We start from the raw sequence: 16,590 nt of genomic DNA, 5'->3' as shown, positions 1-16,590 counted from the left end.
CGCCACTGCTGCCGGGGAAGAATACGGAGATGGCGAACGACTACGAACTCGACGACGACCCGGCCCGCATCCCGCGCGATGCCGTGTGGGCGTGGCTGTCGACGGAGGCGTACTGGGCGCGCTGGCGCACGCGCGACGATATCGAGGCGCAGCTCGACAGCGCGTGGCGGGTGGTGGGCGCCTATCGCGCCGGCACCGACGAGCTCGTCGGGTTCGCGCGCGCGGCATCCGACGGGGTCGCATTCGCGTACCTCGCCGACGTGTACGTCCTCGCGGAGCACCAGGGGCACGGTCTCGGCAAGCGGCTCATGCAGACGATGATCGAGGACGGACCCGGCCGTGACTTCCGCTGGACGCTGTTCACGGCCGACGCGCACGGCCTGTACGAGCAGTTCGGCTTCGCGGCGCCCGACGCGACCGCGATGGTGCGTCCGCCCGCGAAGCCGGCGATCGCCTAGCGGGTGCGCTTCTCGCGAACGCGCATGTTCACCACGATCGGGCTGCCCTCGAAGCCCCAGATCTCGCGCAGACGCCGCTGGATGAACCGGCGGTAGCCCGGGTCGAGGAATCCGGTCGTGAACAGCACGAACGTCGGCGGGCGGGTGGTGGCCTGTGTGCCGAACAGGATGCGCGGCTGCTTCCCGCCGCGGAGCGGGTGCGGGTGCTCGGCGACGAGCTCGGCGAGGAACGCGTTGAACTTGCCGGTCGGGATGCGGGTGTCCCACGAGTCCAGCGCCGTCTCGAGCGCGGGTACGAGCTTCTCGAGGTGGCGACCGGTGCGGGCCGAGATGTTCACGCGCGGTGCCCAGGCGACGTGCGCGAGGTCCTGCTCGATCTCGCGCTCGAGGTAGCGACGGCGGTCGGCGTTCTCGAGATCGTCGTCGTTCAGGCGATCCCACTTGTTGAACGCCAGGACGAGCGCGCGGCCGGACTCGAGCACGAGGTCGATGATGCGGACGTCCTGCTCGCTGATCGACTCGCTCACATCGAGCACGACGACGGCGACTTCGGCCTTCTCGAGCGCGGCGGACGTGCGCAGCGAGGCGTAGAAGTCCGCGCCCTGCTGCAGGTGCACACGACGACGGATGCCGGCGGTGTCGACGAACCGCCACAGCCGTCCGCCGAGGTCCACGATCTCGTCGACGGGGTCGCGGGTGGTGCCGGCGAGGTCGTTGACGACCACGCGCTCCTCCCCCGCGGCCTTGTTCAGCAGCGAGGACTTGCCGACGTTGGGCCGCCCGAGGATCGCGACCCGGCGCGGACCGCCGATCTCCTGCTTGGCGACGGCCGACACGCTCGGCAGCACCTTCATGATCTCGTCGAGCAGATCCGCCACGCCGCGGCCGTGGATCGCCGAGACCGGGTACGGCTCGCCCAGCCCGAGCGCCCACAGTGCGGCCGCTTCGGGCTCGTGGCGCGCGTCGTCGATCTTGTTGGCCACGAGGAACACCGGCTTGCCGCTCTTGCGGAGCAGCTTCACGACGTGCTCGTCGGTCGAGGTCGCGCCGACCATCGCATCGACCACGAACAGCACGACATCGCACAGGTCGATCGCGATCTCCGCCTGCGCGGCGACCGATGCGTCGATGCCGCGGGCGTCGGGCTCCCACCCGCCGGTGTCGACCACCGTGAAGCGGCGGTCCATCCACTCGGCCTTGTACGTGACCCGGTCGCGCGTGACGCCGGGGGTGTCCTCGACGACGGCTTCACGCCGGCCCAGGATGCGGTTCACCAGCGCGGACTTGCCGACGTTCGGGCGTCCGACGATCGCCACGACCGGAAGGGCTGGCGAGTACTCGACGCCGTACTCGCCGAGGGTGACGCCCGACAGCAGCGCGGCATCCTCGTCGTCGAGCTCGTAGTCGGAAAGGCTCGCGCGCAGCGTCTCGGCGCGCGCGTCGGCAAGGTCCTCGTCAAGGTCGGCCATCGCCTCGGCGATGTTGTCGTCGCCGCCCTCGTATTCGTCGTCAGCGCCCATCTCGCGCTCCTGTCTGTGTGGGGACGACCGAGCGGACGACGTCGAGGACGGCATCCACGGTCTGTTCGAAATCAAGGTCCGTCGAATCGACGACCTCGACGCCGGGTGCGGCGGTGAGGAAGTCGACGACGGTGGAATCCTGCGCGTCGCGGCGGTGCAGCGCGTCGGCGACCGCCGTGGAGTCGTGGCCGGTGAGCTCGGCGCTGCGGCGAGCCGCACGCACCGCCGGGTCAGCGGTCAGCAGGACCCGCACCGGGGCGTCAGGGGCGACCACGGTCGTGATGTCGCGGCCCTCGACCACGACACCGGGACGCCCGGATCCCCGGACGAGGCCGCGGAACAGCGCGTTGACGTTCTGGCGGACCGCAGGCACGCGTGCGACGCCGCTCACGGCTTCGGTCACCCGCGGCTCGCGGATCGCCGCGGTCACGTCGGTCTCGCCCACCCGCACCCAGTAGTCGTCGGGGTCGAGCGAGATCGCGTAGTCGAAGTCGCCCACGACATCGAGGACGGATGCCGAGTCGGACGTGTCGGCGCCGTGATCGAGTGCGTGCCATGCGAGCGCACGGTACGCGGCACCGGTGTCGAGGTACCCGAAGCCCAGTCGCCGCGCGACCTGCTTCGACACGCTCGACTTGCCGCTGCCGGCGGGTCCGTCGATCGCGACGACGATCACGTCGTCCGCTGCCGCGGCGGTGCCTGTGCTGGCCGTGGGGTCAATCATTCGTGGTGCTCGCAATCTTCCAGCCGCGGGCTTCGAGGCCCTCGACGGCGCGGCGCACCGCGCTCGGGACGACGCTGATCTCGGCGAGACCGAACTGGGCCCCCGGGGAGTGCTCGAGGCGCAGGTCCTCGACGTTGACCTCGAGTTCACCGAGCTCGCCGAACAGGCGCCCGAGCTGACCCGGCGTGTCATCGACCATGACGACGACCTGCTCGAACCGGCGGTTCTGGCCGTGCTTGCCGGGAAGGCGCTCGACACCGTCGTTGCCGCGGCGGATCGTGTCGGCGACAGCACGCCGCGACCCGCGTGCGTCGGGGTCGCGCAGTGCATCTGCGACGGAGGAGAGATCGGCGGCCAGCGCGTCGAGCACGTCCACGACGGGCTCGGCGTTGGCTCCGAGGATCTGCACCCACAGTTCGGGCGCCGATGCCGCGATCCGCGTCGTGTCGCGCACGCCCTGCCCGGCGAGGCGGAGCGAGCCGTCCGGGGCGTCGACGAAGCGGCCGGCGAGCAGGCTCGCGACGAGCTGCGGCACGTGCGAGACCAGCGCGACGGCGCGGTCGTGGTCTTCGGGGGTCATCTCCAGCGGTGTCGCGCCGAGATCGAGCGCGAGGCCCTCCACGAGGGCGAGGTCGGCGGCGGAGGTCTCCTCGTCACGGCAGACCACCCATGGGCGGCCGACGAAGATGTCGGCGCGCGCCGAGATCGCACCGCCGCGCTCGCGGCCGGCCAGCGGGTGCGAGCCGATGTAGTGGGTGAGGTCGACGCCGCGCTCGCGCAGCGCGCGCAGCGGCTCGAGCTTGACGCTCGCGACGTCGGTCACGACGGCGGTCGGATGCCGCTCCAGCTCGCGCTGGATCACATCGGCGGTCACATCGGGCGGAACCGCCACGACGATCAATGACGGGTCGTCGTCGTCGCGCGGACGCCTGCCCGCGCCGTAGTCGATCGCGAGGCGCAGCTGCGAGGGCGACGTGTCATCGAGCGCGACATCGATTCCGCGCGCGGTGAGCGCATGGCCGATGCTGGAGCCGAGGAGCCCTGCTCCGACGATGCGCACCGTGCCCTGCACGCGCGCAGCAAGAGGACTCGTGGCACGCGGCGGCGTGCCCGTCGATTCGCTCACTCGGTCTCCTGGTGGTGTCCCTGCGCGGCTGTCTGCGTGCCGCGTGGCGGAGCTATTCGCCCTCGCCGCCCGCAGGCGGCGGCTCTTCGGCCGCGCCGCGCGCGAGTGTCAGCAGAGCGCCCCGTTCAACCTTAGTCAACTCGCGTGCCCGCCCCACTGGGAGGGTTCCCAGGTGCAGCGGCCCGAACTGCCGTCGGACGAGTTCCACGACGGGGTGCCCCACCGCCGCCATCATGCGCCGCACGATCCGGTTGCGGCCGGAGTGGAGGGTCAGTTCGACGAGCGACCCGCCGCCCTCGGCCGAACTCGACAGCAGCCGCGCCTTGTCGGCCGCGATCGGTCCGTCCTCCAGCTCGATCCCCCGCGTCAGGGTCGCGATCGTCTGCGCGGCGACCTTGCCCTCCACTTTCGCGACGTACACCTTCGTCACGCCGAACGACGGGTGCGCGAGCACATGCGCGAGGCCGCCGTCGTTCGTGAGCACGAGCAGGCCGCTGGTGTCGGCATCCAGTCGTCCGACGTTGTAGAGCCGCTCCGGCCAGTCTTCGACGAACTGTCGCAGGTCGGGCCGGCCGCGGTCGTCGAGCATCGAGCTGACGACCCCGCGCGGCTTGTTGAGCACCACGTAGCGCTTGGTCTCGTCGAGCTGGATCGCGGTGCCGTCCACGTCGACGAGGTCGACCTCGGGGTCGATGCGCGAGCCGAGCTCGGTGACCACGACGCCGTTGACGCGCACACGGCCCTCGACGATCAGGTTCTCGGCGACCCGGCGGGAGGCGACGCCCGCGTTCGCGAGCACCTTCTGCAGGCGCACGCCGTCGGTCGAGCGGGTCTCGGCCGGCTCGGCGGCATCATCGCGATCATCGCTCATGCGCGCAGCACCTCATCGAATCCGTCGGCTCCGTCATCGAGCAGCGGGGAGATGTGCGGCAGCTCGTCGAGCGAGTTGATGCCGAGATTCACGAGGAGTGCGTCGGTCGTGCCGTAGTGGATCGCGCCGGTCTCGGCATCCGTGAACTCCTCGGTGATGAGTCCGCGCGAGAGCAGCGTGCGCACGACCGAGTCGACGTTCACGGCGCGGATCGACGCGACCTGCCCGCGCGTGACGGGCTGCTTGTACGCGATCACCGCCAGGGTCTCCAGTGCCGCCTGCGACAGCCGCGACGGGGCCTGGGTGTTCACGAACTCGGTGACGAGGTCGTCGTGCTCGGACCGGACGTAGAGGCGCCATCCGCCGCCGACCTCGCGCAGCTCGAATCCGCGGCGGGGGCCGCCGGTGAGCCCGTCGTAGTCCTCGACGAGCGCCTCGATCGCCTGCCGAACCGCCGGGACCGGAGCGCCGACGGCGGTGGCGAGGCTCACGAGGCTCTGCGGCTCCTCGACGATCAGCAGGATCGCCTCGAGGCGGCGCGCGACGTCGGTGGGCGGTGGGGTCGGGTCATCGGTCATAGTCGGCTCCCAAGCTTGCGAGGTTCTCGTCGGACCAGCGCTCGGCGGTCCAGCGCAGGGTCAGCTCGCCGAGCGGCTCGAGCTGTTCGAATGACAGGGCACCGTGCCGGTAGAGCTCGAGCACGGAGAGGAATCGGGCCACCACGACGCCGGGCTGGGTGGCACCGGCGACGAGGTCGCGGAAGTTCAGGGATCCGGCATCCCGCAGCAGCGTGACCACGATCGCGGCCTGCTCGCGGATGCTGACCAGCGGGGCATGGAGATGGTCGAGCCCGACGTGCGGGATCTCCTTCGGCGTCATCGCGAGGATCGCGAGCGCCGCGAAATCGTCGAGCGTCAGGCTCCAGACGAGCTCGGGCACGGCCTGGCGGTACTTCTCCTCGAGTCGCACCGCGCGGGTGTGGCGCAGATCCTCGGCACGCAGTCGCTGCGCGAACCAGCCGGACACCTCCTTGAACGCCCGGTACTGCAGCAGGCGCGCGAACAGGATGTCACGCGCCTCCAGCAGCGCCACCGACTCGGCATCCACGAGTTCGCCCTGCGGCAGGAGCCCGGCGACCTTCATGTCCAGGAGCGTGGCCGCCATGACGAGGAACTCGGAGGCCTGCTCCATCTCCTCATCGGCCTCGAGCTCGTGCAGGTACGCGATGAACTCATGCGTGACCCTGCTGAGCGAGACCTCGGTGATGTCCAGCTCGTGCTTGGAGAGCAGGCTCAGGAGCAGGTCGAACGGCCCGTCGAACACGCCGAGCGAGACGCGGAACCCGGGCTCGGCGGCCTCGGCGACGGAAGGGTCGTCAGGCGACGGCACCACGCGCGACCAGCTCCCGCGCCAGCCGCAGGTACGCCTGGGCGGCCGCGTGCTCCGGCGCGAATTCGGTGATGGGCATGCCCGAGACCGACGCGTCCGGGAACTTCACCGTGCGGCCGATCACGGTCTCCAGGACGTCGTCTCCGAACGCCTCGACGACCCGCTCGAGCACCTCGCGCGAGTGGAGCGTGCGCGGGTCGTACATCGTCGCGAGCACGCCGTCGAGCTCGATCGTGGGATTGAGCCGATCGCGCACCTTGTCGATCGTCTCGATGAGCAGTGCGACGCCGCGCAGGGCGAAGAACTCGCACTCGAGCGGGATGACCACGCCGTGGCTGGCGGTCAGCGCGTTCACGGTGAGCAGTCCCAGCGACGGCTGGCAGTCGATCAGGATGACGTCGTAGTCGGGGGCGACCTTGCGAAGCACGCGGGCCAGGATCGTCTCGCGGGCGACCTCGTTGACCAGATGCACCTCGGCGGCGGACAGGTCGATGTTCGCGGGGAGGATGTCGAGGCCCTCGACCGCGGTCGGAACGATCACATCGCGCGGGTCCCGCTTGGTGTCCAGCAGCAGGTCGTAGATCGTGGGCACGTCGTGGGTCTGGATGCCCAGCCCGGCCGACAGCGCGCCCTGGGGGTCGAAGTCGACCGCCAGCACCTTCCGGCCGTACTGCGCGAGGGCTGCGGCGAGGTTGATCGTGGTCGTCGTCTTGCCGACGCCGCCCTTCTGGTTGCACAGCGCGATGATCCGGGCCGGGCCGTGTCCGTTGAGCTTCGGAGGCGTCGGGAACCCGTGGTACGGGCGACCGGTCGGACCCATCGTCACCTCGTCCTCATCCACCTTCGAGGACGGTGCCTTCTTCTGGGCCGTGCCCTTCGTCGCGCTGCCAGCCACCCGGTCTCCCACCTTCACGTCGTGCTTGCTCGATTGTAGCGACCGCCTCGGCGCACGACCGGTCAGCGCGCCCGCGGGTGGGAGGTCGCGTACACGTCGCGCAGCGCGTCGACCGAGACGTGCGTGTAGATCTGGGTCGTCGCGACCGACGCGTGCCCGAGCAGCTCCTGCACCACGCGCACGTCGGCACCGCCCTGCAGCAGATGCGTCGCGAACGAGTGGCGCAGCGTGTGCGGCGACACGTGCGCGGTCAGCTCCGCCCGGTCAGCGGCGTGCTGGATCACGAGCCACGCGCTCTGCCGCGAGAGCGGGGCGCCGCGAGCACCGAGGAACAGGCGCGGGGTGGCGCGGCCGCGGCGGGAGAGCTCGGGGCGCGAACGGGTCAGGTACGCCTCGAGCGCGGAGCGGGCGTAGGAGCCCACCGGGATGATGCGCTCCTTCGACCCCTTGCCGCGGACGCGGACGACGTCTCCGTGCGCCAGGTCGTCGACATCCAGCTGCACGACTTCGGAGACGCGGGCGCCGGTGGCGTAGAGCAGCTCGAGCAGTGCGCGGTCGCGCAGGCCGATGATCTCATCGGAGCCGGTCGCCGTCGCGTCCAGCAGCCGCTCGACCTGGTCGATCGTCAGCGCCTTGGGCAGCCGGCGCGCCGCCTTGGGCGGGCGCAGACGTCCGGTGGGGTCCTCGGCCTCGATGCCCTCGCGCGCCAGGAATCGGTGCAACCCTCGCACCGAGGACTGCAGACGCGCCAGGCTCGAGGCGGCCGGAGGCGGCTCGGCCGAGGCCCGCTCCGCGGCGAACTCGGCGACCAGCGCCGCCGTCACCTCGGACGAATCGTGGATGCCGCGCCCGGCGAGCCACTGCACGTACCCGGCTAGGTCGCGCCGGTATGCGGCGACGGTGTGGTCGGAGAGGCCGCGCTCGATCGAGATGTGCCGCAGGTACGCGTCCACCGCCCGCTCGAGCCGCACCGTCAGCCTCCTGCGGCTCCGGCCGCCCGGCGGATCGCCTCGGCCGCAGCCAGCACGGCCACCGCGAGGATGCCGTTGCGCAGGCGTCCTTCCAGCACGCCGGTGACGGCATCCTGCAGAGGGATCCACTCGACGCGGATGTCGGCCTCTTCGTCCTCGCGCGCATGGGCCGAGCCGACCGGGGACAGATCGCGCGCCAGGAAGACGTGCACGACCTCGTCGTTTCCGCCCGGCGTGGTGAAGACATCCAGCAGCGGCTGCCAGTCGGCGGCGGTGAGGTCGGCCTCCTCGACGAGTTCGCGCTGCGCGGTCTGCAGCGGCGACTCGCCTGACACATCGAGCAGGCCCGCCGGGATCTCCCAGTCGCGATGGCGGATGGGGTGGCGGTACTGCTGGATCAGGAGCACCCGCTGCTCGTCGTCGACCGCCACGATCGCCGACGCACCCGGGTGATCGACGTACTGCCGGACGATCTCGCCGTCGCCGTAGCGCACCGTGTCGCTGCGCACGTCCCAGACCCGGCCCGAATACACCAGGTCGCTCGCGACGATCTCGGGGTCGACCGGCTCGTCGCGCAGCGACTCGCCCGCGGGCGCCGTACGTGCGGCATCCATCGAGGCGTCAGCCGTTCTCGACGTCGAACAGCTCGCTGGAGCGGTGGCGCTCGAGCGCGGCGCCCACCAGGCCGCGGAACAGCGGGTGCGGGTCGGTCGGGCGGGAGCGCAGCTCGGGGTGGGCCTGCGTCGCGATGTAGTACGGGTGCACCTCTCGGGGCAGCTCGACGTATTCGACCAGGTTGCGGTCGGGCGACAGGCCGGAGAAGAACATGCCGGCGCTGGAGAGCGTGTCGCGGAACGCGTTGTTGACCTCGTAGCGGTGCCGGTGGCGCTCATCAACTCGCGAGGCGCCGTAGAGCTCCCGCGCGAGCGAGCCGTCGGCGAGCTCGGCGGGGTACATGCCGAGGCGCATCGTGCCGCCGAGGTCTCCGCCGGCGATGATCGCGACCTGCTCGGCCATCGTGGCGATCACCGGGTTCGTCGTGTCCGGGTCGAATTCGGTCGAGGACGCATCCTCGATTCCGGCGACGTGGCGGGCGTACTCGATCACCATGCACTGCAGCCCCAGGCACAGCCCGAGCGTCGGGATGCCCTGCTCGCGGGCGAACTTGAGCGCGCCGAGCTTCCCCTCGATGCCGCGGATGCCGAAGCCTCCCGGCACGACGATCCCGTCGAGTCCGCCCAGTGCCTTCGCGGCGCCCTCCGGCGTCTCGCACAGGTCGGACGGGATCCAGGTGATCGTCACGTGGGTCTCGTGCGCGAAGCCGCCGGCCTTGAGCGCCTCGGTGACCGAGAGGTAGGCATCCGGCAGGTCGATGTACTTGCCGACGAGTCCGATCGTGACCTCGTGCTTCGGGTTGTGCACGGCCTGGAGCACGCGATCCCACCGCGACCAGTCGACGTCCGCCGCCTTGCTCAGGCCCAGGGTGCGGACGATGTACTCGTCCAGACCCTGCTCGTGCAGCATCGTGGGGATGTCGTAGATGCTCGGCACGTCGACCGCGTTCACGACTGCGGCCTCGTCGACGTCGCACATGAGCGCGATCTTGCGCTTGTTCGACTCGGTGACGGGGCGGTCGCTGCGCAGCACGAGTGCGTCGGGCTGGATGCCGATCGAGCGGAGAGCGGCGACCGAGTGCTGCGTCGGCTTGGTCTTCTGCTCGCCCGACGCGCCCATGAACGGCACCAGCGACACGTGCACGAAGAACACGTTCGCGCGGCCGAGCTCGTGCCGGATCTGACGGGCGGACTCGATGAACGGCTGCGACTCGATGTCGCCGACGGTGCCGCCGATCTCGGTGATGATCACGTCGGGCTGCGGCGTCTCGTCGGCCTGCAGCCGCATGCGGCGCTTGATCTCGTCGGTGATGTGCGGGATGACCTGCACCGTGTCGCCGAGGTATTCGCCGCGGCGCTCGCGCGCGATGACCTCCGAGTAGATCTGCCCGGTGGTGACGTTCGCAGCCTGGCTCAGCTCGATGTCGAGGAAGCGCTCGTAGTGCCCGATGTCGAGGTCGGTCTCTGCGCCGTCGTCGGTCACGAAGACCTCGCCGTGCTGGAACGGGTTCATCGTCCCGGGGTCGACGTTCAGGTACGGGTCGAGCTTCTGCATGACCACGCGCAGCCCCCGCGCCGTGAGCAGATTGCCCAGGCTGGCCGCCGTCAGCCCCTTGCCCAAAGAAGAAACGACACCGCCGGTCACGAAGATGTGCCGAGTGGTGCCGTTCGAAGAGCTGCCGTCCGAAATGCCTGCCGTATGAGTTTCCGCCACGGGCTTTTATCCTATCAGTCCGACTGGGCCCGAAGGCTCAGCAGCTCGCGGGCATGGGTGAGGGCGGCATCCGAATCGGGCATTCCGGAGAGCAGTCGCGCCATCTCGGCCTCGCGATCGACCCCGTCCAGACGACGCACATCGGATGCCGTCACCGACCCGTCTCCGGCCTTGACGACCGACAGGTGGTTGTTCGCGAATGCCGCGACCTGGGCGAGGTGGGTCACCGCGATCACCTGCGACGACAGGGCGAGTCGGGCCAGCCGGCGCCCGACCTCGATCGCCGCGGCGCCGCCGATTCCGGCATCCACCTCGTCGAACACGAACGTCGGAACCGGGTCCACGCCAGCGATCACCACCTCGATCGCCAGCATCACGCGGCTGAGCTCGCCGCCCGACGCGCTCTTGGCGACCGGGCGCGGGTCGGCTCCGGCGTGCGGGGCGAGCAGGATCGCAACCTCGTCGCGGCCGGAGCCGGTCTCGGCGCCCGCGGTGACCGCGACGACGACGTGCGCATCCGGCATCGCGAGCGCATGCAGCTCTTCGGTGACCGCGACGCCGAGACGCGCGGCGGCCGCGGTGCGCGCCGATGTGAGGGCGGCCGCATCGGCGTCGAGGGCGGATGCCGCGGCATCCCGCTCGGTCGTCAGCCGCTCGATGCGCGCACCGTCGTCGTCGAGCTCGGCGAGGCGCTCCGACCCGGTCTCCAGGAGCGCGATCGCCGCATCGACGGAGCCGTGCGTGCGGATCAGGCCGCCGAGCACTGCCCGGCGATCCTCGACCGCGGCGAGCTCGTGCGGACCCGTCTCGTCCAGATCGGCGAGGTATCCCGCGAGCGACTGAGCGAGATCGGCGGCCCGATAGCCGAGATCCGCCGTCTGGGCCGCGAGATCGTCGAGCGCGGGATCGTGGCCGCGCTCCAGGGCGCGCCGCGCCTCGGCGAGCAGGATGCCGACATCGGGCACATCCCCCTCGCCGGAGAGCATGTCGTGGGCGGCCGCGGCCGCGGCGCGCAGCTCCTCGGCGTTGGCGAGTCGCTCCGCGCGCAGCGCGAGCTCGGTGTCCTCCCCCGCCTGCGGGGCGGCCTGCTCGATCTCCGCCAGCGCGGCTCGCAGCTCCTCGGCTTCGCGCGCGCGGTCGTCGCGGTCGGAGGTGAGGGTCGCGAGCTCTCGGGAGAGCTCTCGCGCGTGCTCGTAGCTCGCCCGGTACACGGCCAGCGCGGCTTCGACCGGCGCACCGCCGAACCGGTCGAGTGCGTCGCGCTGGGCAGCCGCCGTCCGCAGCCGCAGCTGATCGGACTGCCCGTGCACGACCACCAGCTCGTCGGCGAGATCGGCCAGCACTCCGGCCGGCGCGGCACGACCGCCGACGCTCGCGCGACTGCGGCCCTCGCTCGACAGCGACCGGCCGACCAGCAGCTCCGACAGGCCGCCGCCGATCGACTCGACCTCGCCGCCCGCCTCACGCACTCGGTCGGCCACCGTGCCGTGCTCGGGCACGATCCACACGCCGTCGACCGAGGCCTGCGCCGCTCCCGCGCGGACCGCACCCGAGTCGGCGCGCTGACCGAGCAGCAGGCCGAGCCCGGTGACGACCATGGTCTTGCCTGCCCCGGTCTCGCCGGTGATCGCCGTGAACCCCGGGCCGATTCGCAGCGTGGCCTCCGCGATGACGCCGAGATCGCGCAGGCGCATCTCCTCGATCACGGAGCCTGCCCGATCACACCCGTCGTGAGGATCGCAGGCCCGCGCCAGCCTTCGACGGGCAGGCGGAACTTGCGGACGAGCCGATCGGTGAACGCCGCCGGATGCAGGCGGGCGAGCCGCACCGGGCGCTCCGACCTGCGCACCACGACGCGCGCACCTGGCGGCAGATCGTGCGAACGACGACCGTCGCACCACAGCACTCCGGTGCCGTTCGTGCGCTCGAGCACCTCGATCGCGACGGCGTGCTCCGGCCCGACCACGAGCGGCTTGGCGAAGAGAGCGTGCGCCGAGAGCGGGACGACCGCGATCGCCTCGACCGTGGGCCAGATCACCGGACCGCCGGCGGAGAAGTTGTACGCCGTCGACCCGGTGGGGGTCGAGACCACGACACCGTCGCAGCCGAAGGAGGACAGGGGCCGGCCGTCGATCTCGATGACGACCTCGAGCATCCGCTCCCGGCTCGCCTTCTCGACCGTGGCCTCGTTCAGCGCCCACGTGTCGAAGATGATCCTGTCGGCGGCATCCTTGACCCGCACCTGCAGGGCGAGGCGCTCCTCGACCGCGTAGTCGCGGGCGATCGCGCGCGAGACCGCGTAGTCCATGTCGTCGCGCTCGATCTCGGCGAGGAATCCGACGTGTCCCATGTTGATCCCGAGGACCGGCGCGGTCCCTTCGCGGACGAGCTCGGCCGCGCGCAGGATCGTCCCGTCGCCGCCGAGCACGATCGCCAGCTCGACGTCCTCGACCGCGACTTCGGCACCGAGCGTGGAGACCTCGCCCAGCAGCGCGAGCGCGTCGCCGAGCTCGTCGCGGTCATCCACCGACAGCACGGGGCGGGCGCCCGCCGCCCGCAGCGCGGAGACCACGCGCTGGGCGGCCGCGACGGTGTCGTCGCGGCGCGCGTGCACGACCACGAGGATGTTGCGTTCGGCGTCGGTCATGGACTCCCCGTCAGTCGGTTCACGGTGCTCAACCATTCTGTCGGATTGCTCCCCGAACCCGGGCCGTCATCCGCGCGCCGGAAGTGCGCGATGAACTCCGCGTTGCCGTGGGTCCCGGCGATCGGCGATCCGACGACGCGGCACGTTCCGAGACCGACATCCCATGCCGCCCACAGCACTCCGGCGACCGCGTCGGCTCGGGATCCGGCATCAGTCACGAGTCCGCCCTTGACCGCAGTGCGGCCCACCTCGAACTGGGGCTTCACGAGGAGCACGAGGTCGGCATCCGCTGCGGCCACCTCGCGGACCGCCGGCAAGACGTGCAACAGCGAGATGAAGGAGAGGTCGCCGGTGATCACCTGCGGCGCCGACTCGATGCCGCTCGCCTCGGCGAGGCTCTGCGAGGTCATGTACCGGACGTTGAAGCCCTCGATCGAGATGACACCTGGATCGGACGCGACGGACGGCGCAAGCTGCCCGTGCCCGACGTCGACCGCGATCACCGGGTCGGCGCCCCGTTCGCGCAGCACCTGGGTGAATCCGCCGGTCGAGGCTCCCATGTCCAGGGCGATCCGGCCGGCGACGCCGACATCGAACGCGTCGAGGCCGGCGATGAGCTTGTGCGCGGCGCGGCTGACGTAGTGATCGCTTGCGGCGACCTCGATCAGCGCGTCCTCGCCGACCTGCGTGGAGGCCTTCACGACCGGGCGCCCGTCGACGCTCACCAGCCCCTGCGCGATGAGGGTCGCCGCGTGCGTGCGCGAGCGCGCGAGTCCACGTGCCGGCAGCGCCGCGTCCAGACGCGCAGTCATCGGCGCGTCGTCATGCGTGCGTGTTCGCCGGCCCGGACTCGAGGCGGCGTGCGAGTGCGTCGTGCAGTCCCTCGTAGGCGCCGGCTCGCGTCGCGAGCGGCTGAGCCTCGATCACCTCGAGCGTCGAGAGCAGGTCGGCCTGCTCGTCGTCCTGCGGCGCGGTCTGATCCATGCCCTCAGGATACGTCGCAGCTCCCCCGATCCCGCCGAGCCTTACGGGAGATGGAACGGATCCGCGTACAGCACCTCGGGCACGCGGAAGCCGTAGATCGCACGGCCCGTGTCCCAGATCGCCTTGGCGCCCGCGCGCAGCAGATCGACCGGCGAGTCGCCCTCCGAGAGGATCCGCACGTCGGGACCGTCGATGCGCACCTTCGCTCCGCGGACCGTCACGACGCCGTCGCGTACACTCGCCTGCGGGTAGGGCTCGTGCAGTTCGCGCAGGTCGCTCAGGATGTAGGTCGGCTGCGATCCTGCCGGGGCCGCGAGGACGTGCTTCGGGCGGTCGATCCCGGTCAGGACGAGCGCCGACGGGATGCCGGCCCGGTTGGCGCCGAGGATGTCGGTGTCGAGCCGATCGCCGAGGAAGAGCGGATGCCGCGCCGCGAAGCGCGCGACGGCCTCGTCGAAGATCGGCACCTCGGGCTTGCCTGCGACGGTCGCGAGACGGCCCACGGCCGTGTGCACGGCGGAGACCAGTGTGCCGTTGCCCGGCGCGATGCCCCGCGCCTGCGGAATCGTCCAGTCCGTGTTCGTGGCGATCCAGGGGATGCCGCCCTCCTCCTCGGGGAGCGCCAGCGCATAGGCGGCCTCGGCCAGCTGTGCCCAGCCGACCTCGGGCGCGAAGCCCTGCACGACCGCGGCGGGAGAATCCTCGGCGCTGCGAGTGACGACGAAACCCGACTTCTGAAGCTCGCTGACGAGACCGTCGCCACCCACGACCAGGACGGTCGAGCCGGGAGCGATCCGCTCGATCAGCAGCCGCATCGCGGCCTGCGGGCTCGTGACCACATCCGCCGGCGCGGTCTCGAGGCCGAGCTCCGCCAGGTGACCCGCCACGGATGCGTCTGTGCGCGACGCGTTGTTCGTGATGTAGCCGAGGCGGCGGCCGGCTCGACTCCGATTCAGGCTCTCGACTGCGTACGGCAGAGCGCCGTCGCCGGCGTAGACCACCCCGTCGAGGTCGGCGAGCACGACGTCCACGCCGTCGAGCGGAGTCGCCTCACTCGTGCGCCGGCCGAACAGCGCCATCAGTCCTGGCCCTCGGATTCGGCTGCCTCCTCGTCGCTGACCGCTGTGGCATCGGTCAGTTCGTCGTCGGTCAGTTCCTCGGTCGGCTCGGACAGACCGTCCGGGTCGGCCTGATCGTCCGTCGGGATCACGTCATCGTCACCGGGCTGTTCGAAGATCTCCTCGATGAAGACGACCTCGAGATCGCCGTCCGACCCGTTCGCGGCATCCAGGGCGGCCTCCGCGATCTCCGCGCGGCGTCGCCATTCCTGGGCCTCCTCGTCGCGTCCGAGCTCTTCGAGCACCGTGGCGCGGGCGGCGAACAGCGACGGGCTCCACTCGAATGCGCGATCGGGGTCGAGCTCCGGGATGTCGAGTTCCTGGAGCGCGCGATCGGTCTCACCGAGGTCGAGACGGGCGCCCGACATCGCGATCGCGAGCTCGACCCGGACGGACTGTGCGAGGGAGCTGCGGTCGACCGCACGGCCGACTTCGAGGGCTCGATCAGGCCGGCCGACACCGCGTTCGCTGTCGACCATGAGCGCGATCTGGTCATCGCTGCCCGAGATGCGCCGGTATGTGCGCAGCTCGCGCAGAGCGAGCGCGTAGTCGCCGATCGCGTAGGCGGTGATCGCCGCGGTCTCACGGACCACACCGATGCGCCCCGCGCGTCGGGTCGCGGCGATCGCGTGCCGGTGCGCGAGCTCTGGATCGGCGTCGATCACCTCGGCAGCCATCGCCAGGTGCCGCGCGACCGCGTCGGCGTTCTCCTTGCTCAGGGTCTTCAGCTGATTGCGCGCGGCCGCGTTCAGGTCGGATGCAGTGACCTCGTCAGGCACGATCGGCTCGTCGAACGCCGGCCGGACCGCCCGCAGCTCCTCTGGCCGCGACTGGCGATCGTCTCGACGCTCATCGCGGCCGGTGCCGCCTCGAGGCGGCCGGCTGCTGCCCTCACGGGGTGTGTACGACTTCCGCTCGCCATCCCGGGGTGCGTACGACTTCCGCTCACCATCGCGCTTCGGGTACGAAGGCCGGTCGCCCTCGCGCTTGACGTACGGCTTCCGCTCGCCTTCACGGGGCGGGTACGACTTCCGCTCACCATCGCGGGCAGCGTACGGCTTCCGCTCACCGTCACGCTTCGGGTACGAAGGCCGGTCGCCCTCGCGCTTGACGTACGGCTTCCGCTCGCCGTCACGGGGCGGGTACGACTTCCGCTCACCATCGCGGGGCGGGTAGGACTTCCGCTCACCATCACGTGCAGCGTAGGGCTTCCGCTCACCGTCACGCTTCGGGTACGAAGGTCGGTCGCCCTCGCGCTTGACGTACGGCTTTCGCTCACCGTCGCGGGGCGGGTACGACTTTCGTTCACCGTCGCGTGCGGCGTAGGGCTTCCGTTCGCCGTCACGCTTCGCGTACGGCTTCTTCGCACCGTCGCGCGGCGGATACGACTTCCGCTCGCCATCGCGGCGCGGCGGAGGTGTCTTCCGGTCGCCGTCATGTGGCGGACGTGAGTCTCGCGCTCTGTCGTCGCGCTGCTCTTCGTCAGCCATGTCGGTTCCCCTCAGAAGTCACTGTTCTGGTTTGTTAACGAGAAATGGCCACCCAGCTTTGGGTGGCCA

Annotated in this window: 17 protein-coding genes; 1 reads left to right on the top strand and 16 read right to left on the bottom strand. The window is 70.9% G+C overall.

The window, feature by feature from the left end; all coding sequences use genetic code 11:
* The first annotated feature begins 29 nt into the window (after nucleotides 1-29).
* Complete coding sequence (locus BM349_RS07750; RefSeq protein ID WP_091705813.1) at nucleotides 30-458, top strand: GNAT family N-acetyltransferase; 429 nt, start codon at nucleotides 30-32, stop codon at nucleotides 456-458.
* On the opposite strand, the gene der is transcribed toward BM349_RS07750, so the two are convergent.
* The 16 genes from der to BM349_RS18930 form a co-directional block, all read right to left on the bottom strand.
* Nucleotides 455-1,978, bottom strand: coding sequence for a ribosome biogenesis GTPase Der (der, locus tag BM349_RS07745; protein ID WP_091705811.1), 1,524 nt, complete (start codon nucleotides 1,976-1,978; stop codon nucleotides 455-457). The two genes, BM349_RS07750 and der, sit on opposite strands and share 4 nt — an antisense overlap.
* The gene (gene cmk, locus BM349_RS07740; RefSeq protein ID WP_091705808.1) at nucleotides 1,968-2,702 is read right to left on the bottom strand and encodes a (d)CMP kinase; all 735 of its coding nucleotides are present in this window, start codon (nucleotides 2,700-2,702) and stop codon (nucleotides 1,968-1,970) included. The genes der and cmk overlap by 11 nt, the downstream gene beginning before the upstream one ends.
* Nucleotides 2,695-3,828 (bottom strand): prephenate dehydrogenase, encoded by a 1,134-nt coding sequence (locus BM349_RS07735; protein ID WP_091705806.1) that lies wholly within the window; start codon nucleotides 3,826-3,828, stop codon nucleotides 2,695-2,697. The genes cmk and BM349_RS07735 overlap by 8 nt, the downstream gene beginning before the upstream one ends.
* Before the next feature lie 52 nt (nucleotides 3,829-3,880).
* Complete coding sequence (locus tag BM349_RS07730) at nucleotides 3,881-4,699, bottom strand: pseudouridine synthase (protein WP_091705803.1); 819 nt, start codon at nucleotides 4,697-4,699, stop codon at nucleotides 3,881-3,883.
* Complete coding sequence (gene scpB, locus BM349_RS07725; RefSeq protein WP_091705800.1) at nucleotides 4,696-5,277, bottom strand: SMC-Scp complex subunit ScpB; 582 nt, start codon at nucleotides 5,275-5,277, stop codon at nucleotides 4,696-4,698. The genes BM349_RS07730 and scpB overlap by 4 nt, the downstream gene beginning before the upstream one ends.
* Nucleotides 5,267-6,091 (bottom strand): segregation and condensation protein A, encoded by an 825-nt coding sequence (locus BM349_RS07720; protein WP_091705798.1) that lies wholly within the window; start codon nucleotides 6,089-6,091, stop codon nucleotides 5,267-5,269. The genes scpB and BM349_RS07720 overlap by 11 nt, the downstream gene beginning before the upstream one ends.
* A complete protein-coding gene (locus tag BM349_RS07715; RefSeq protein ID WP_091707192.1) occupies nucleotides 6,075-6,908 on the bottom strand; it encodes a ParA family protein in 834 nt (277 codons plus the stop codon). Before BM349_RS07715 ends, BM349_RS07720 begins: the two co-directional genes overlap by 17 nt.
* Nucleotides 6,909-7,045: 137 nt before the next feature.
* Nucleotides 7,046-7,954 carry a site-specific tyrosine recombinase XerD gene (xerD, locus tag BM349_RS07710; RefSeq protein WP_091705795.1) on the bottom strand — a complete coding sequence of 303 codons (909 nt, stop codon included), beginning with the start codon at nucleotides 7,952-7,954 and terminating at the stop codon, nucleotides 7,046-7,048.
* Between the two features lie 2 nt (nucleotides 7,955-7,956).
* A complete protein-coding gene (locus BM349_RS07705; RefSeq protein ID WP_091705793.1) occupies nucleotides 7,957-8,568 on the bottom strand; it encodes an NUDIX domain-containing protein in 612 nt (203 codons plus the stop codon).
* A 7-nt stretch (nucleotides 8,569-8,575) separates the two neighbouring features.
* A complete protein-coding gene (locus tag BM349_RS07700) occupies nucleotides 8,576-10,282 on the bottom strand; it encodes a CTP synthase (RefSeq protein ID WP_091705791.1) in 1,707 nt (568 codons plus the stop codon).
* A 14-nt stretch (nucleotides 10,283-10,296) separates the two neighbouring features.
* Nucleotides 10,297-11,988 carry a DNA repair protein RecN gene (gene recN / locus BM349_RS07695; RefSeq protein ID WP_091705788.1) on the bottom strand — a complete coding sequence of 564 codons (1,692 nt, stop codon included), beginning with the start codon at nucleotides 11,986-11,988 and terminating at the stop codon, nucleotides 10,297-10,299.
* Complete coding sequence (locus BM349_RS07690) at nucleotides 11,985-12,929, bottom strand: NAD kinase (protein ID WP_091705786.1); 945 nt, start codon at nucleotides 12,927-12,929, stop codon at nucleotides 11,985-11,987. The genes recN and BM349_RS07690 overlap by 4 nt, the downstream gene beginning before the upstream one ends.
* Complete coding sequence (locus tag BM349_RS07685) at nucleotides 12,926-13,741, bottom strand: TlyA family RNA methyltransferase (RefSeq protein ID WP_091705783.1); 816 nt, start codon at nucleotides 13,739-13,741, stop codon at nucleotides 12,926-12,928. Before BM349_RS07685 ends, BM349_RS07690 begins: the two co-directional genes overlap by 4 nt.
* Nucleotides 13,742-13,751: 10 nt before the next feature.
* Nucleotides 13,752-13,913: a hypothetical protein gene (locus BM349_RS18735; protein ID WP_175525239.1), complete on the bottom strand. Its 162-nt coding sequence runs from the start codon at nucleotides 13,911-13,913 to the stop codon at nucleotides 13,752-13,754.
* A 41-nt stretch (nucleotides 13,914-13,954) separates the two neighbouring features.
* Nucleotides 13,955-14,992: an HAD-IIA family hydrolase gene (locus BM349_RS07680; RefSeq protein WP_091705780.1), complete on the bottom strand. Its 1,038-nt coding sequence runs from the start codon at nucleotides 14,990-14,992 to the stop codon at nucleotides 13,955-13,957.
* Nucleotides 14,992-16,521 carry a primosomal protein gene (locus tag BM349_RS18930; RefSeq protein ID WP_175525238.1) on the bottom strand — a complete coding sequence of 510 codons (1,530 nt, stop codon included), beginning with the start codon at nucleotides 16,519-16,521 and terminating at the stop codon, nucleotides 14,992-14,994. The genes BM349_RS07680 and BM349_RS18930 overlap by 1 nt, the downstream gene beginning before the upstream one ends.
* Nucleotides 16,522-16,590: the final 69 nt, after the last annotated feature.

Origin of the sequence: Microbacterium sp. cf046 (assembly GCF_900114345.1) — a bacterium.
Lineage (GTDB): Bacteria > Actinomycetota > Actinomycetes > Actinomycetales > Microbacteriaceae > Microbacterium.
Note: the sequence above shows the minus strand (reverse complement) of the source record. Positions and strands in the feature narration are given on the sequence as shown.

What these genes read in the sequence shown, in the direction of transcription:
- BM349_RS07750 (WP_091705813.1), top strand. Translation starts at nt 30, where the DNA reads ATGGCGAACGACTACGAACTCGACGACGACCCGGCCCGCATCCCGCGC.
- der (WP_091705811.1), bottom strand. Translation starts at nt 1,978, where the DNA reads ATGGGCGCTGACGACGAATACGAGGGCGGCGACGACAACATCGCCGAG.
- cmk (WP_091705808.1), bottom strand. Translation starts at nt 2,702, where the DNA reads ATGATTGACCCCACGGCCAGCACAGGCACCGCCGCGGCAGCGGACGAC.
- BM349_RS07730 (WP_091705803.1), bottom strand. Translation starts at nt 4,699, where the DNA reads ATGAGCGATGATCGCGATGATGCCGCCGAGCCGGCCGAGACCCGCTCG.
- scpB (WP_091705800.1), bottom strand. Translation starts at nt 5,277, where the DNA reads ATGACCGATGACCCGACCCCACCGCCCACCGACGTCGCGCGCCGCCTC.
- BM349_RS07715 (WP_091707192.1), bottom strand. Translation starts at nt 6,908, where the DNA reads ATGGGTCCGACCGGTCGCCCGTACCACGGGTTCCCGACGCCTCCGAAG.
- BM349_RS07705 (WP_091705793.1), bottom strand. Translation starts at nt 8,568, where the DNA reads ATGGATGCCGCACGTACGGCGCCCGCGGGCGAGTCGCTGCGCGACGAG.
- BM349_RS07690 (WP_091705786.1), bottom strand. Translation starts at nt 12,929, where the DNA reads ATGACCGACGCCGAACGCAACATCCTCGTGGTCGTGCACGCGCGCCGC.
- BM349_RS07685 (WP_091705783.1), bottom strand. Translation starts at nt 13,741, where the DNA reads ATGACTGCGCGTCTGGACGCGGCGCTGCCGGCACGTGGACTCGCGCGC.
- BM349_RS18735 (WP_175525239.1), bottom strand. Translation starts at nt 13,913, where the DNA reads ATGGATCAGACCGCGCCGCAGGACGACGAGCAGGCCGACCTGCTCTCG.
- BM349_RS07680 (WP_091705780.1), bottom strand. Translation starts at nt 14,992, where the DNA reads ATGGCGCTGTTCGGCCGGCGCACGAGTGAGGCGACTCCGCTCGACGGC.
- BM349_RS18930 (WP_175525238.1), bottom strand. Translation starts at nt 16,521, where the DNA reads ATGGCTGACGAAGAGCAGCGCGACGACAGAGCGCGAGACTCACGTCCG.